This is a genomic window from Halobacillus rhizosphaerae (assembly GCF_046719735.1).
Classification (GTDB): domain Bacteria; phylum Bacillota; class Bacilli; order Bacillales; family Halobacillaceae; genus Halobacillus_B; species Halobacillus_B rhizosphaerae.
This window is the reverse complement of record NZ_JAUTWQ010000010.1, coordinates 24,837-38,681: the sequence shown is the minus strand read 5'-3', so window position 1 is coordinate 38,681 and position 13,845 is coordinate 24,837. Positions and strand designations below refer to the sequence as shown.

Here is a 13,845-nt window from a genome sequence, read left to right as displayed (position 1 = left end):
CATTAGTGCCCACTGAATTTCCAGCCCTGCTTGGCGCAGGATTGATTTTGCTATTTATCTTCTACTTAGGTTTTTTAAGTATTAAAATCAAGTTCCCCAACGTCGTCATGTATATCCTGCTTGGAATTTTCCTGTCGGATTTGGTAGCGGATAGTGAACTGCTGCACTTCGCCAGTGAAATTGGCATCGTTCTCCTCTTCTTTTTGCTGGGTCTGGAATTTAATATTAATCGACTAGGTGGCATTGCTAGACGGATTTGGCCAACTGGACTATTAGACATCGGATTAAGTTTAGGAGTCACGACCGGAATTGCCTTATTATTTCAGCTTGATTTATTTTCAAGTTTTTTAATCGGGGGTTTATGCTACGCTACTAGCTCTTCGATTACCGCTAAACTGCTGGATGACCGGGGGAGAATGGCAAACACGGAAACGGAATTCATGCTCGCTCTTCTCATCTTTGAAGACTTAGCAGCGCCCATTATTGTGGCAGTTCTCTTTGGCATCCACTCAGGCGAAGATTTAACTGTGGTCACCTTTTTGCTCTTAGCTGGAAAGATTGCAGGACTTGCTTTATTAGCAATCTTGCTTGGTAAAACATTATTTAAGCGTTTTGAAGCTTTCTTGGACCGGATTGATGATGAAGATTTCAAAATCGCTCTATTAATCGGCATTGCTTTAGGATATGGAGGGTTTGCACTTTACTTGGGTCTATCCGAGGTCCTGGGTGCATTTTTAGCTGGGATGATGCTGGCTGAGATTGGAAAGGTCGAAAAAGTAGAACAAACCGTTTATCCTGTGCGAGATCTACTTCTGCCGGCTTTTTTTGTGTATTTTGGGACAACTATTGAATTAGGAAATGGGATTCCAATGGCCGGCCTTTTACTCACACTTGTGGTCTGGTCTGTTTTGTCCAAAGTTTTGGTCGGTGTTTTAGGCGGACCAATGTATGGAATATCAAAGCGGGCTTCTCTCAGAGCTGGATTATCTTTGTGTGCTCGTGGAGAGTTTTCAGTAGTGATTGCCGGGGCTGCTGCAGGTATGCTTAAAGTTTTCAGCGGAATATATATAGTGGCAGCTGCCTTTACCGGAATGCTTCTGTTTGAACAGGCATCTAAGATTACTAATAAACTATATGGAAAACCAGTGAAAAAGAAGAAGAATTTAAAAGTACCTCGATAAAATAGGTGCTTGAAGCTTATAAGTACGACCCATACATCAAACGAGACGGAGCGTGTGCCCGTGGAAATTGACTTAGTTGGACAGGTTCCGCTGAATACCTCGTTAAATTCATAAACCCCCGAACTATTACGTTCGGGGGTTTATGGTGAATAAATTTCAGCTGCCTGTCTCTCTTGATGAAAAAGTAAAGTTATTATACCTGTGATAGTTAACCAAAATACTGGTGTTCAAGCTCAGCGAGACGCTGTACAGCCAACTTATTAAATTCGGTCTCTCTTCTCGTCAGCTTTGCCTTTAATTGCTCCATAGAGTCCCTTAATGAAGCTTCATACTCTGGAACCTCTCCTTCATAGGAATGAACAGCTTCCTTCTGGACATTCGCTTTCTCCTGGAAGCTGAGCGCTTTGCGCTGGTGAAAGAACACCTCTTCCGTTTTACCAGGATTATGTAAATCCCCTTGCATCGGATGCTTGTCAACGGCTAAAACCTTAACCAAATAAAAACGGTTTCTGTCTTCTGCTACTTCTCCTATATAAATTCCAGATTTATAATGAGCTTTGACGATGTCTCCAATGTTATGCTCTGGCATGCACCGAACCTCCTTTTTTCTTATTGTAACAAAGATATTAAGTGTGAAGATATCGTGAAGAAGTGATTTCTAAATGGAAGATTTGATATAATGAAGAAATAGGGAAGGAAGTGATCGTGTTATGATGGAATTTTTGTATTTTCCAGAAGACAAATCGGAATATATCCCAGCCGTTATTTCATTGCTCATCTTCATGGCAGGTGCCGTACTCACTATGTATCTCATTATCCGCGCATCAAGGAAAGAAGAAAAGAAATCAGAAGAGAATTACACGTCTGCTGCTGAACAGCACCACGAACATTGAATTGGCTGCGCTACCGGGAACAGCGCGGCCTTTTTGTTTGCTTTTAAAATTTATATTTTTCCTGTTTTATGGAGACACTAGCTTTAAGGACTCAGTCAGACACGGAGGTGCTCCATGAACAGAGTTATACCAATTGGATTTATCATCTGCCTCTTTCTTTCCGCCTGTAGTGCAGATAAACGGTCACCATTAAATACTTCGTTCTATAACGGACAGGGAGACAAGATAGGAACGGCTACTTTGAAAGAAATGTCAGATGGCGTTCAAGTGAAAGTGAAGGTAGAAGGGTTAGAGCCTGGCCCCCATGCCATCCATGTTCATGAATTCCCTAAATGTAAAGCACCAGACTTTAAAAGTGCGGGGAATCATTTCAATCCAATGTCTAAGCTTCATGGACTGATGAATGCAGAAGGCGCTCATGCTGGGGATCTGCCTAATATTGAAGCGGACTCAGCTGGTATGGTGAATGCGGAATTAATGCTTCCAGATGCTACTTTAAAAGATGGGCAGAAGTCTCTTCTTCGTAAGGAAGGTACCTCCCTTGTTATTCATAGTGGAGTGGATGATGGAATGACGCAGCCGGCCGGTGACTCGGGTGAACGATTTGCATGTGCTAAGATCACTTTAGATGCGGACAAGAATGAAACCAGTGATCCAACAGAACCAATGGAAAAACAAAAGAAAAGTAGTAAGTGATGGTATAATGATTTACTGATCTTAGAAAAAAATGTAACTGATTTCAATATATGTTCAATAGAAAACCCGGACCATTCACGTTTTGTGAGTCCGGGTTTTTTAATATCTAGTTTAAAGTTCCTTGTTAAGAGTGATTTTCAACTGCTTTAATAATCCGATTTACGCCTTCTTCTATTATTTTTTTTGGCGCAGCAATATTTAAGCGCATGAACCCTTCGCCTTCTTCTCCGAAAGAAGCACCATCATTCAATCCTATTCTTGCCTCTTTCTGCATAAATGATTTAAGTTCTGTATGCGTCAAGCCCAGGTTACGGCAGTCCAGCCATAATAGATAGGTTCCTTCGGCTGGAATAACTTGAATAGCATTGGTTTCATCGTGGAAGCGTTGTGCCACGTAATCTCTATGATTTTCCAGGGTCTCAAGCAGCTCACTGAGCCACTCTTCACCTTTCGAGTAAGCTGCCTCTAATGCAGTGATACCAAGTGTATTTAACATCCCCATGCCCTGCTGTTTAAATTGTTTCTCTACTTTTTCCCTTAACTCCTGATTTGCGGTCACTAAATAAGAAACCTGTAATCCAGCTAAGTTAAAGGTTTTAGTTGGAGATAAGCAGGTAACTGTTTGATCGCTAATGTCGTTGGAAAGAGATGCAATCGGAATGTGCTTTGCTTCACTAAAGATTAAGTCTGCATGAATTTCATCGGCCACAATTTTTACGTTGTGTTTAAGGCAGATTTCGCTCATTTTAGTCAGCTCTTCTTTTGACCATACTCGTCCGACCGGATTATGGGGGTTGCAAAGAATAAACAATTGCACATGATTATCGATTATTTTATCTTCAAAGTCTTTAAAGTCTATTGTGTATTGGTTGTTTTCCAAAACTAAAGGGTTTTTAACCAAATTTCGATTATGCTGCTCTACCACACTGTAAAAGGGGGGATAGACTGGCGTTTGAATTAAGACATGGTCACTTTCCTCCGTCAGTGATTGTATAATCATATGGAGACTGGGGATCACACCTGGACTGTATGTAATCCATTCGGGTTGAATTTCCCATTGATGCCGGTGCTGAAGCCAACCGGTAACCTCCTCCTTTAATTGGTTGTCTGGCAGGGTATATCCAAAAATTCCATGAGCTACCCTTTCTTCTAAAGCTTGAATCACAGCATCTGGAATGCGGAAATCCATGTCGGCAACCCACATGGGAAGAATGTCTTTATCTTGGTAAAGGTCTTCTGCCATATCCCATTTGACAGACCTGGTCCCTTTTCTAGGTGTAACTTCTGTAAATCTACTCAATATGATCCCTCCAATTATTCCAAGACTTGTGTCTATCATATCGAATCTTAAAAAATCTGCCCAATAAGCTGTTTCCCCTCTGGTATTTTTGGCAAAAAAAAAGCAAAGCGATCGCTACGCTTTGCTCACACAGGGGGAATACGAGAAAGTCTTACATTTATAGGTATTACCATAAATAATAGAGTTTAAACCTATTATTTTAATTTTTTTAGAATAATATTCATGAAAGTAGATTCGCGACATGCAATTATGCTTATTGGACAACGGTGAATATTAAACTTCTTCTGCAAGTTTTTATTGCCAGAAGCGACGTGGTTCGTACTGTTCTTCATCAAAGGGCTTTTTTTCAATTGGGTTTAAGAATTTTTTACGTGTTTATAATCGCATTGAAAAATTCCTTTTAGTAATAGCAGAAGGGAGGCAGGGTGAAATTAATATTAGATCACGTGTAATTTCTAGATTCCTTTGCTAAATTAGAGAATCTGTGATAAAATCATTTATTGCGTGAAAAGAAACGAATAATATATATATCAGGAGTTGTATAGCATGTCAGAGAAGTTTCAAGAAGGTCAAGTTTTAGAAGGTAAAGTTACAGGTATCCAGCCATATGGTGCATTTGTTGCATTAGATGATCAAGTACAAGGTCTCGTTCACATTTCAGAGGTGACTCATGGTTTTGTTAAGGACATTAATGAGCACTTAAATGAAGGTGACGAAGTACAAGTTAAAATTCTGAACATCGATGAGAAAAGCAATAAATATTCTCTTTCTATTCGTGCTACTCAGGAAGCCCCTAAGAAAGAGGAGCGTCGTCCTAGGAAACAAGCGGCAGTGAAACAGCAAGAAGATTCTTCTGCTGGTTTTAACTCCTTGAAAGATAAGCTGGAAGACTGGATTAAACAATCAGACGACCGCGAAAAATTTCGTAAGTAATAGTGAAAAACCCGGCTGAATGGCCGGGTTTTTTTATGCAGAATTTTATCTTACTCTGTAGTTTCTGCTGAAGGTGCTTCGTCGTAGTCCGCGGCAGGGGAGAAGTAAAGGGAGATTGCAATAAGTCCACTGATCCCTACGAGTGTGTAAATAACACGTGCGAACGATCCACTTTGTTCTCCGCCGCCAAATAGGCCGGCTACTAGGTCATATTGGAATAAACCAATTAAACCCCAATTGATTGCTCCAATAATAATTAGCAAAAGTGCTGTACGTTGAATCCAGTTCATTGTTTGCCCTCCTATAATTTGTAATGAACAGTCCTAGCTTAAGCTATATTAATAAAAATATACATAAGCCGTTTCTTTTGAGAATAAAGGAGAAATTATGGATAATATAAAACGAATAGCAGGAAATCGAGAGGAGAATTTAAAACATGGATGCATTTACTTTTCACAATCCTACAAAGTTAATTTTCGGTAAAAACCAAGTGGAAGCATTGAAAGATCAGCTTCCAGCACATACAAAAAAAGTCCTTCTAGTCTACGGAGGAGGAAGTATTAAAAAGAACGGGATTTATGAACAGGTTATTGCTCAGTTGGACCAAGCTGAGGTGGAAGTTGTTGAGCTTTCTGGTGTAGAACCAAATCCACGGTTAAGTACGGTTAGAAAAGGGGTAGACCTCTGTAAACAGGAGAATGTGGACTTCATCCTAGCTGTTGGCGGTGGAAGTGTAATCGACTGCACAAAAACGATCGCAGCAGGTGCAAAGTATGATGGTGATGCTTGGGAACTTGTTACTAAACAAGCTTCTCCAAAAGGAGCGTTGCCTTTTGGTACAGTTCTTACCCTTGCTGCAACTGGATCCGAAATGAATGCTGGTGCAGTCATTACCAATTGGGAAACAAATGAAAAGTACGGATGGGGATTCCCTCCTTACACATTCCCAACCTTTTCAATTCTTGATCCGCAAAATACAATGAGCGTTCCTCGTGATCAAACAATTTATGGCATTGTGGATATGATGAGTCATTTATTTGAACAATATTTCCACAATGAAACACAATCTCCCGTCCAGGATGAAATGGTAGAAGGTGTATTGCGTACCGTTATTGATACAGCACCTAAATTGCTTGATAATCTGGAGTCCTACCAGCACCGTGAGACGATTCTTTATGCAGGAACCATCGCGTTAAATGGCATGCTTCAGATGGGATATAGCGGAGATTGGGGAAGCCATAATATTGAACATGCGGTTTCAGCAGTTTATGATATTCCACATGCCGGAGGACTTGCAATCTTGTTCCCGAACTGGATGAAACACAATGTTGAAGTAAATGAGAAGCGATTTGTCCGCATGGCTACTAAAGTATTTAACGTGGATACAGAAGGGAAGACGGATCGTGAAGTTGCCCTTGAAGGCATTGAAGCTCTTCGCTCTTTCTGGTCCTCTTTAGGAGCACCTGAAACACTTGCTGATTATGATATCCAGGATGACAAGTTTGATGTGATTGTGGATCGAGCAATGAATCGCGGAGCATTCGGAAACTTTAGTAAGCTGGAAGGTAAAGATGTAGAAAAAATCTTAGTCATGTCTAAATAATGCTTGAAAAAGTGGTGCAGGAGGTTCCTGCACTTCTTTTTTTAGACTGAAGTCATTTCTCTGTCTACTTTGGGTGAAATCATCATGAGCTCAGTACCATCTTATGGTTCTTCCGTAAGTGTATCCGCTTACAATAATGAGTTTCCTTGATTTGCTAGTCAGGTTTCGATAAAGTGAAATTGGCTTACTTATTTTAATAAAAAATATTGGAGGAGAATCCATGACACATCTTCGTTTTGATTATGAAAAAGCGCTTCCGTTTTTTGGGGAACATGAGCTGGAGTATATGCAAGGGGCTGTTTCTTTAGCTCATGAGGCATTGCACGAAGGAACTGGGGCAGGCAGTGATTTCTTAGGCTGGCTGGACTTGCCGGAAAACTATGATAGAGAAGAGTTTTCCCGCATTAAAAAATCTGCAGAAAAGATAAAGTCGGATTCTGATGTTTTGTTAGTCATTGGAATCGGCGGTTCTTATCTCGGAGCTCGTGCGGCGATTGAGATGCTTAATCACAGCTTCTATAATGAATTACCTTCTGAACAGCGTGATACTCCGCAGGTTTTCTTTGTAGGGAACAGCGTGAGTGCACCTTATATCAATGAGTTGTTTGATGTTTTAAAGGATAAAGACGTTTCGGTTAACGTTATTTCAAAAAGCGGCACTACCACAGAGCCCGCAATAGCTTTTCGGATTTTCCGTAAATTCTTAGAAGAGAAATACGGTCAAGAAGAAGCGCAAAAAAGAATTTATGCGACGACGGATAAAGAAAAAGGTGCTCTAAAAACCTTAGCATCTGAACAAGGTTACGAAACTTTTGTAGTTCCTGATGATGTGGGCGGGCGCTATTCCGTTCTGACCGCAGTGGGTTTACTACCCATAGCAGCGAGCGGAATTGATATTGAAGAGATGATGAAAGGAGCTGACTTGAGCCGCAAAGAATTAAGCTCGGATCAGACCTCCGAAAACCCTGCTTATCAATATGCAGCGGTTCGAAATGTACTTTACAACAAAGGGAAGACGATTGAAATGATGGTCAACTATGAACCATCCTTACAATACTTTTCTGAGTGGTGGAAACAGTTGTTTGGGGAAAGTGAAGGAAAAGACCAAAAAGGGATCTTTCCTGCTTCAGCAAACTTTTCTACAGACTTGCATTCTTTAGGTCAATACATCCAGGATGGACGGAAGGATCTATTCGAAACTGTCCTTCATGTAGAATCACCAACTTCAGATATTACGATTGAAGAGGATGCTCAAAACCTTGATGGTTTAAATTATCTTGCAGGAAAAACAGTTGATCAGGTAAACGAAAAAGCCTATCAGGGAACGATGCTGGCACATACAGATGGACAAGTTCCGAATCTTATTGTCCATGTTCCTAAGCGGGATTCCTTTACATTCGGCTACCTAGCTTACTTTTTTGAGAAAGCATGTGCAGTCAGCGGCTATATTCTTGGAGTAAATCCATTTGATCAGCCAGGTGTAGAAGCATACAAGAAGAACATGTTCGCTTTACTGGGTAAACCAGGATTCGAAGATGAAAAACAAAAGCTGGAAAAACGACTGTAATTAATATTAAAAGTTTCGCCTCAGGCACATCCATAAAATGGACAGCCTGAGGTTTTTTCTTTTGGGCAAGATATAGCTAAAAGGAGAGATTTCCGTGATTTTATTAAATTCGTCACTTACTGATTCTGTTATTTCAATGAGTGAATTAGATGAAGAACTAAAAACTTTTGGCTTTCATCTATCTGATAATTGGGATTATGAACATGGATACTATGACTACTTATTAGCGGATGATGAGGGGTATCATTTTCTGCGTATTCCCTTTACTGTAAAGACGGGTACATTAGACAGCCCAGATGATAATTCTTTAATCCGAATAAGCGAGCCATTTGTACTTTCCCATATTTATCAGGATGGTTTAGATGATCAAGTTAAAGAAGGTAACTTCCGTGCCGTTTTTGACCAATTCCAAGAACCTAAAGACAAGGATGGAAAAGTTCCTGAGCAATATGTTCAAATGGGGCGTGAACTCCTTTCCCAAGTAGAACACAAACTAAGTTCTAAGCTGGGAAAGGAAGATTAAGCGATCGCCTTCTTTTAAGGTGGTATCCTGATCGAGTTTAAATGTAACGTCCTGTTCATTGCGAAGGCCAATGATCAAAGAGCCATCTTTAAGGTAATCAGCAAGTACGGTAATGAATGGTTTTCCTATTAAAGCATGGTCGATCACTTCTTCATGGAATTGCCGTGAAATTAACAAATCTAAAAGCAGCTGAAATGGCTGGACAGGATCGTTACGATACAACTCATGGTAAAATAAGCTGCTCATAAAATCATTAGAACGGATGACTGTATCGGCCCCTGCACGTTGTGCATTTATTTTTTGACGCTCGGTAAGTATTTCAGCAATGATAAAGAGCTGAGGATGATGGCCCTTAAGAGCAACAATTTGATGAATTACGGATTGATCTGATTGCTGCTCTTTCTTAGAAGGGTCTGCAGTAATAACTGCTAAGCGAGCATGCTTCGCATTCGCCATCTCCAATGTTTCCTCATTCGACGCATCCCCTTTAACAAAATGAACTAGAGAAAGCCGCTCATACATTTCATTCATTGTGCTATCGATTAGGACAATCTTTTCCTGATCCTTTTGATGAAGGATCATGTCAATCAATTGTCTGGTCCGTTCATTCCAGCCCACGAGGATAACGTGGTCCGTACCTCTAAACGCTATTTCCCCGCGACTGAGTGCCTGTCCGTGCTTTACAGTGGAAGCGGACAAAGTAGCCATATAGAAAGTGACCAGACCACCCCCCATAAGAATTAAAATGATTCCTGTCAATTTGCCGCCTGTGCTAAGCGGAACGTAATCCCCATACCCCACAGTGGATCCCGTAACAAAGGCCCACCATATTCCATCAAAAATTGTTGGGAAACTATCGGGTTCGAGGGTATGAATAATAAACCCAAAGAGAATCATTAATAATAAAACAGTTCCCAGCAGTCTTAAAAATAAAGGCATACGGAAATAAACTCGAATGAGACTCTGCATTCATACTCACTCCCTTTTTCTATTCATTATGGCAATAAAAAAAGGTTTCAAACATAAAAAAAACTCGCCCGGCAATTACAGGCAAGTTTAGGTTTTTTAATATTTTAGCGTTTTCTTAAGATCTTCATATACATAATTCCACAGATCCTGATTGCCCCGGTAAGCTTTTATTACAAAGCGGAGCATTTCCTTTTGCTTTGCTTTAAATTCTTGATCATCTTTTTGGGGTAGACTTGCTGAGGATTCATCTATAAATTGCTGAAGTTCCGGTGCTCTGGGTCCCCAATTGCAAATTTCCTCCCCTTTCGAATTGATTACAATAATCTTTGGAATGGAACGGGAGGTGCCATTTGTTAAATACTGATCCATTAAATCCGGATTTTCATCTCTAAGCAAGAAATGAGTATGAATGTGGCTTGCTTCCGCTAATCTTAGAAAGATAGGAATATTCATCATCGCATCTCCGCACCAGTCTTCCGTTAAAATCAGAGCGCGTAAGTTTCTTTTCTGCAGCTGTTCAAAGAATGGATGATCCTTCGCAGAAACATCAAAATTCTCATATATATAGATCAGATCTTCTTTGTGATGATCCATAGAATCTACGTATGCTTGTGCTGTCATTCCTTTGAGAAACCAATCTTCCAAATTCATTAATAATCCCTCCTAAAACCTGCATACTTGATCTTGTTCCCGAAGTCAGGAGAGAATATGCACTTTTTAAAAAAACTGCAGAATAAAGCTGGATTTGGTATTATTAAAAATGAATCTAAAGGAGGGCTTACATATGGATCAATCACGTTTGAATTTTTTAATGGAGCTGCTGAAGACACCATCCCCGTCTAGTATGGAGATGGCCATTCAAAAGCGATGGATAGAGGAAATGAAGCCAGTAGCCGATGAAATTAGAACTGATCATGCTGGTAATGCAATGGCAGTCCTGAATCCGGAGGCGGATTTTAAAATCATGCTGGCCGGGCATTGTGATGAAATTGCACTGGTTATCAATCGAATTGATGAACGCGGATACCTGCATTTTGATAAGATGGGCGGAATTAATCCAAAGGCAGCGGTAGGCATGAAAGTGACCGTCCTGGGATACAAAAAAGCAATTACTGGAGTAATTGGTGTGAATGCCCAGCATCACGGAGGTCTGAAGGGTGATTTTGACCTAGAAGAATTGTTTATTGATTGCGGCGCACAATCTAAAGAAGAGATGGAGGGGCTCGTTCAGATTGGGGATCTCGCTGTATATAAACGTTCCCCAGAAGTACTCATGGACCGTTATGTATCAGGAAGAGGACTGGATAACCGCACCGGTCAATTTATCGTCGGGGAAGTAGTGCGTAAATTAGCCGAAAAGAATCTTAAGGTCGGTGTTTATGCAGTCAGTACTGTGAATGAAGAAACGAATATGGGCGGTGCTTATTTTGCAGCGGCAGCCATAGAGCCTGACTTAGCGCTGGCGTGTGATGTAACCTTTGCTACCGATTACCCAGGAGTTAATCAAAATAAGCACGGCGATATTCGGTTAGAAGGCGGACCTGTACTTGCCAAAGGCGCACCGATAAATAGAAAAATTAATCAACTGCTTGAGAAAACAGCAACATCACTTTCTATGAAAGTACAATATGAATTGACCCCGAGAGCCACAGGCACCGATGCAGATCGTATGCGTTTAACAGGAAAAGGGGTGCCCGTCAGTCTTGTATCTCTTCCGCTGCGCTATATGCATTCTCCAGTGGAAACGGCGAGTATCAAGGATATGGACGAGGAGATTGAACTGCTTACAGAAATGATTGCGAACATGACCGGAAACGAAAGTTTAAACCCTTTAGAAGACTAGACTAGTGCTTTTGGAACAAATGAGTTGCAGTTTTTCCATCCTGCCTATAAAATAAAAGTACAATATTATATCGATTCCGTCTTCGGGGCAGGGTGAAATTCCCGACCGACGGTGAGGAGTGCTGCACTCTAAGTCCGTGACCCGCTTGGCCTCAGCCAATCGGTGGACCTGGTGAGAATCCGGGACCGACAGTGAAAGTCTGGATGGGAGAAGATGTCGAGCGAAACAGGTAGAGTATGTGAAATTTCTGCCTTTGTTTTCCTATGGATGTTAATGACCAACCCTAAAGCCCCTGATTGTGCTTTAGGGTTTTTTTATATGCCGTAGGTAAGCTCACCTTCATCTGGGATGTGAATCGATGGAAGGATGAAGGAGGAGATTGATGGTGAACCGCTATGGACAATCATCAAAATTATTTAAATTAATTCTTATCGCACTTTTAGGAAGTATATCTATGGTTCTAATGCTGATAAACTTTCCGCTGCCTATGCTGCCGCCTTATTTAAAGGTGGATTTTAGTGAAATCCCGGCTTTAATAGCGGCTGTTTTATTTACACCGCTTGCCGGAATTGCTGTGGAACTATTGAAAAATTTCTTATTTTTCATTTACACCGGAGCTTCTGATCCTGTAGGGGTGATGGCGAATGTTACTGCGGGAATTCTTTTCATAGTACCTGCTGCCGTGATTTACCATAAATTTAAAACGACGAAAAGTTTGATGCTGGGATTAATCACCAGTATTGTTATTACAGCAGTAAGTATGAGCATATTAAATTACCTGCTTATTTTACCGGCATACAGCTGGTTTATGGGCATGGAGGAAATGAGTGCTAAAGTGAAGTGGGCAACGATTACAGCTGCCATTCTTCCATTTAACGCACTGAAGGGTGTTATCATAGCTGTGCTGTTTACCCCGCTGTATATAAAGATAAAACCATGGGTAGAGCAGAGAGTGACCCGGTCATCCTCTGCTGCCTGAAAAAAAGCGCCGAATCCGGCGCTTTTTTTATTGGAACATAGTCATATTTGGATTTAGCATATAGAATTTGAATGCCAAGTAGGTGGCGAATAAAGTCCAAAACATGTAAGGGAGTAACAGCAGTGTACTCAGTTTGCTGATTTTTCCAAACACAAGGACTAAAGAAATAGTAGTTAAAGCCGTAAATCCACAATCGATAGCTGCAAATAGTAAGTCTTTTTGAGAAAACTGAAAGTAGCTGAACATTTGATTAAAGATATAATTCAAGATAATAAGTATCCATAGTCCGGCAGGCATACGGAAGGAACCTCTTCTATGGAAAGCCCAAGTATAAGCAAGAGCAATTAGACCAAATAAAATGCCCCAGACCATTCCAATAAAGGTGCCTGTCGGTGCTAAAGCAGGTTTATCAAGCGAATCATACCAAGACTGATCAATGGGGAACAAAAATCCCGCCAGAGCGAAAGCGGCGTAAATGAAAATAAATACGAGCAATAACTTTAGAAGTCTCATAACAGAAGAAAAGAACGGCTTATGACTGTCCTTCCTCCACCTCATCTACTTTAAACCTTGCCGTCGGGATGGCTTCCAGCCGCTCAACGGGAATAGGTTCTCCGCTCTTTTCACTTACGCCGAAACGGCCTTCTTCAATTCTTTTTAGAGCGTCATTAACTTCCATTAATCGCTCGCGGGCCTGTTCATAAAAAGTTAACTCTTTTTCCTGTTCAAATTGATCTGTCCCAAGGTTGCCGGGATGATCAGCTACACTGGAAATCTCTCCGGTATTATCCTTCTGATAATCACTTTCTTTTTGTTCTTTTCGGTAATCCTTTAATTCCTCTTCCGTGTCTCTTTTCATTTCTTCTAACTGTTGTTTAAATTCCTTAATTTGTTTTTCTGAAAGCATATTTTTTTCCCCTTTCTTTATGTCAGGAGTTCTTAAGAGGAACAACCCCTATGGTGCACCGGGATATGGAAATCATCTGGTCGTTGTCATTTGTTATTTTCGTTTCCCAAACCATCGTGTTCTTTCCGATATGTAAGGGAACGGCCACGCCGGTTACATTTCCTGACCGGGCACTCCTTAAATGATTGGCGTTAATCTCCATTCCGAAGACTTGCTGGACAGAAGGATCTACATTCAAATAGGCACCGATGCTTGCCGCAGATTCTGCCAATGCTACACTTGCACCTCCATGAAGAAAGCCCATAGGCTGATGTGTTCTCTGGTCCACCGGCATCCGGATTTGAACTTCTTCTGGTGTTGCTTTAACCACTTCCATTCCCAGCGTTTCCATTAAAGTATTCCTCATTGAAATATCCATTTAATCATTCCTTTTTTATTATTTCCCTGAGAT

Annotated in this window: 17 protein-coding genes and 1 riboswitch; of the genes, 9 read left to right on the top strand and 8 right to left on the bottom strand. The window is 40.9% G+C overall.

The features are described 5' to 3' along the window. The first annotated feature begins 5 nt into the window (after positions 1–5). Positions 6–1,181, top strand: a complete 1,176-nt coding sequence (locus Q7A53_RS11700; RefSeq protein WP_411789354.1) for a cation:proton antiporter — start codon at positions 6–8, stop codon at positions 1,179–1,181. Positions 1,182–1,389: 208 nt separating this feature from the next. Here the strand turns inward: Q7A53_RS11700 and Q7A53_RS11695 are convergent, their stop codons facing one another. Then, on the bottom strand, positions 1,390–1,770 hold the full coding sequence (locus Q7A53_RS11695; RefSeq protein ID WP_411789353.1) for a kinase-associated lipoprotein B: 381 nt from the start codon (positions 1,768–1,770) through the stop codon (positions 1,390–1,392). A gap of 121 nt (positions 1,771–1,891) precedes the next feature. Between Q7A53_RS11695 and Q7A53_RS11690 the strand changes: the two genes are divergently transcribed. Both Q7A53_RS11690 and Q7A53_RS11685 read left to right on the top strand, forming a co-directional pair. Continuing rightward, entirely contained in the window at positions 1,892–2,074 is a 183-nt protein-coding gene (locus Q7A53_RS11690) for a hypothetical protein (protein ID WP_411789352.1), read from the top strand. A gap of 114 nt (positions 2,075–2,188) precedes the next feature. Next, positions 2,189–2,770, top strand: a complete 582-nt coding sequence (locus tag Q7A53_RS11685) for a superoxide dismutase family protein (protein WP_411789351.1) — start codon at positions 2,189–2,191, stop codon at positions 2,768–2,770. Positions 2,771–2,894: 124 nt separating this feature from the next. On the opposite strand, the gene Q7A53_RS11680 is transcribed toward Q7A53_RS11685, so the two are convergent. After that, the gene (locus Q7A53_RS11680) at positions 2,895–4,070 is read right to left on the bottom strand and encodes a MalY/PatB family protein (protein WP_411789350.1); all 1,176 of its coding nucleotides are present in this window, start codon (positions 4,068–4,070) and stop codon (positions 2,895–2,897) included. A gap of 546 nt (positions 4,071–4,616) precedes the next feature. Here Q7A53_RS11680 and yugI point away from each other — a divergent pair. After that, positions 4,617–5,003, top strand: coding sequence for a S1 domain-containing post-transcriptional regulator GSP13 (gene yugI, locus Q7A53_RS11675; RefSeq protein WP_411789349.1), 387 nt, complete (start codon positions 4,617–4,619; stop codon positions 5,001–5,003). Between the two features lie 50 nt (positions 5,004–5,053). On the opposite strand, the gene Q7A53_RS11670 is transcribed toward yugI, so the two are convergent. Further along, entirely contained in the window at positions 5,054–5,293 is a 240-nt protein-coding gene (locus tag Q7A53_RS11670; RefSeq protein WP_411789348.1) for a DUF378 domain-containing protein, read from the bottom strand. Between the two features lie 146 nt (positions 5,294–5,439). On the opposite strand from Q7A53_RS11670, the gene Q7A53_RS11665 reads away from it, so the two are divergent. From Q7A53_RS11665 to Q7A53_RS11655, 3 genes are all read left to right on the top strand, one after another. Next, positions 5,440–6,606 (top strand): iron-containing alcohol dehydrogenase, encoded by a 1,167-nt coding sequence (locus Q7A53_RS11665; protein WP_411789347.1) that lies wholly within the window; start codon positions 5,440–5,442, stop codon positions 6,604–6,606. A 220-nt stretch (positions 6,607–6,826) separates the two neighbouring features. Beyond that, positions 6,827–8,173, top strand: coding sequence for a glucose-6-phosphate isomerase (locus tag Q7A53_RS11660; protein WP_411789346.1), 1,347 nt, complete (start codon positions 6,827–6,829; stop codon positions 8,171–8,173). A 94-nt stretch (positions 8,174–8,267) separates the two neighbouring features. Next, positions 8,268–8,696, top strand: a complete 429-nt coding sequence (locus Q7A53_RS11655; RefSeq protein ID WP_411789345.1) for a YugN family protein — start codon at positions 8,268–8,270, stop codon at positions 8,694–8,696. On the opposite strand, the gene Q7A53_RS11650 is transcribed toward Q7A53_RS11655, so the two are convergent. Both Q7A53_RS11650 and Q7A53_RS11645 read right to left on the bottom strand, forming a co-directional pair. Then, positions 8,667–9,665: a potassium channel family protein gene (locus Q7A53_RS11650; protein WP_411789344.1), complete on the bottom strand. Its 999-nt coding sequence runs from the start codon at positions 9,663–9,665 to the stop codon at positions 8,667–8,669. The genes Q7A53_RS11655 and Q7A53_RS11650 overlap by 30 nt on opposite strands. Positions 9,666–9,761: 96 nt before the next feature. Beyond that, positions 9,762–10,316 carry a thioredoxin family protein gene (locus tag Q7A53_RS11645; RefSeq protein ID WP_411789343.1) on the bottom strand — a complete coding sequence of 185 codons (555 nt, stop codon included), beginning with the start codon at positions 10,314–10,316 and terminating at the stop codon, positions 9,762–9,764. A 133-nt stretch (positions 10,317–10,449) separates the two neighbouring features. Here Q7A53_RS11645 and Q7A53_RS11640 point away from each other — a divergent pair, with 133 nt between their 5' ends. Both Q7A53_RS11640 and Q7A53_RS11635 read left to right on the top strand, forming a co-directional pair. Continuing rightward, entirely contained in the window at positions 10,450–11,508 is a 1,059-nt protein-coding gene (locus tag Q7A53_RS11640) for a M20/M25/M40 family metallo-hydrolase (RefSeq protein WP_411789342.1), read from the top strand. Positions 11,509–11,582: 74 nt separating this feature from the next. Then, positions 11,583–11,727: riboswitch (FMN riboswitch) on the top strand. Between the two features lie 163 nt (positions 11,728–11,890). Beyond that, positions 11,891–12,487, top strand: coding sequence for an ECF transporter S component (locus tag Q7A53_RS11635; protein WP_411789341.1), 597 nt, complete (start codon positions 11,891–11,893; stop codon positions 12,485–12,487). A gap of 27 nt (positions 12,488–12,514) precedes the next feature. Here Q7A53_RS11635 and Q7A53_RS11630 read toward each other — a convergent pair whose 3' ends face one another. The 3 genes from Q7A53_RS11630 to Q7A53_RS11620 are packed head-to-tail and all read right to left on the bottom strand — an operon-like array spanning position 12,515 to position 13,812. Next, a complete protein-coding gene (locus Q7A53_RS11630) occupies positions 12,515–13,045 on the bottom strand; it encodes a TspO/MBR family protein (protein WP_411789340.1) in 531 nt (176 codons plus the stop codon). After that, entirely contained in the window at positions 13,020–13,394 is a 375-nt protein-coding gene (locus Q7A53_RS11625; RefSeq protein WP_411789339.1) for a TraR/DksA C4-type zinc finger protein, read from the bottom strand. The genes Q7A53_RS11630 and Q7A53_RS11625 overlap by 26 nt, the downstream gene beginning before the upstream one ends. Before the next feature lie 22 nt (positions 13,395–13,416). Next, the gene (locus Q7A53_RS11620) at positions 13,417–13,812 is read right to left on the bottom strand and encodes a hotdog fold thioesterase (protein WP_411789338.1); all 396 of its coding nucleotides are present in this window, start codon (positions 13,810–13,812) and stop codon (positions 13,417–13,419) included. Positions 13,813–13,845: the final 33 nt, after the last annotated feature.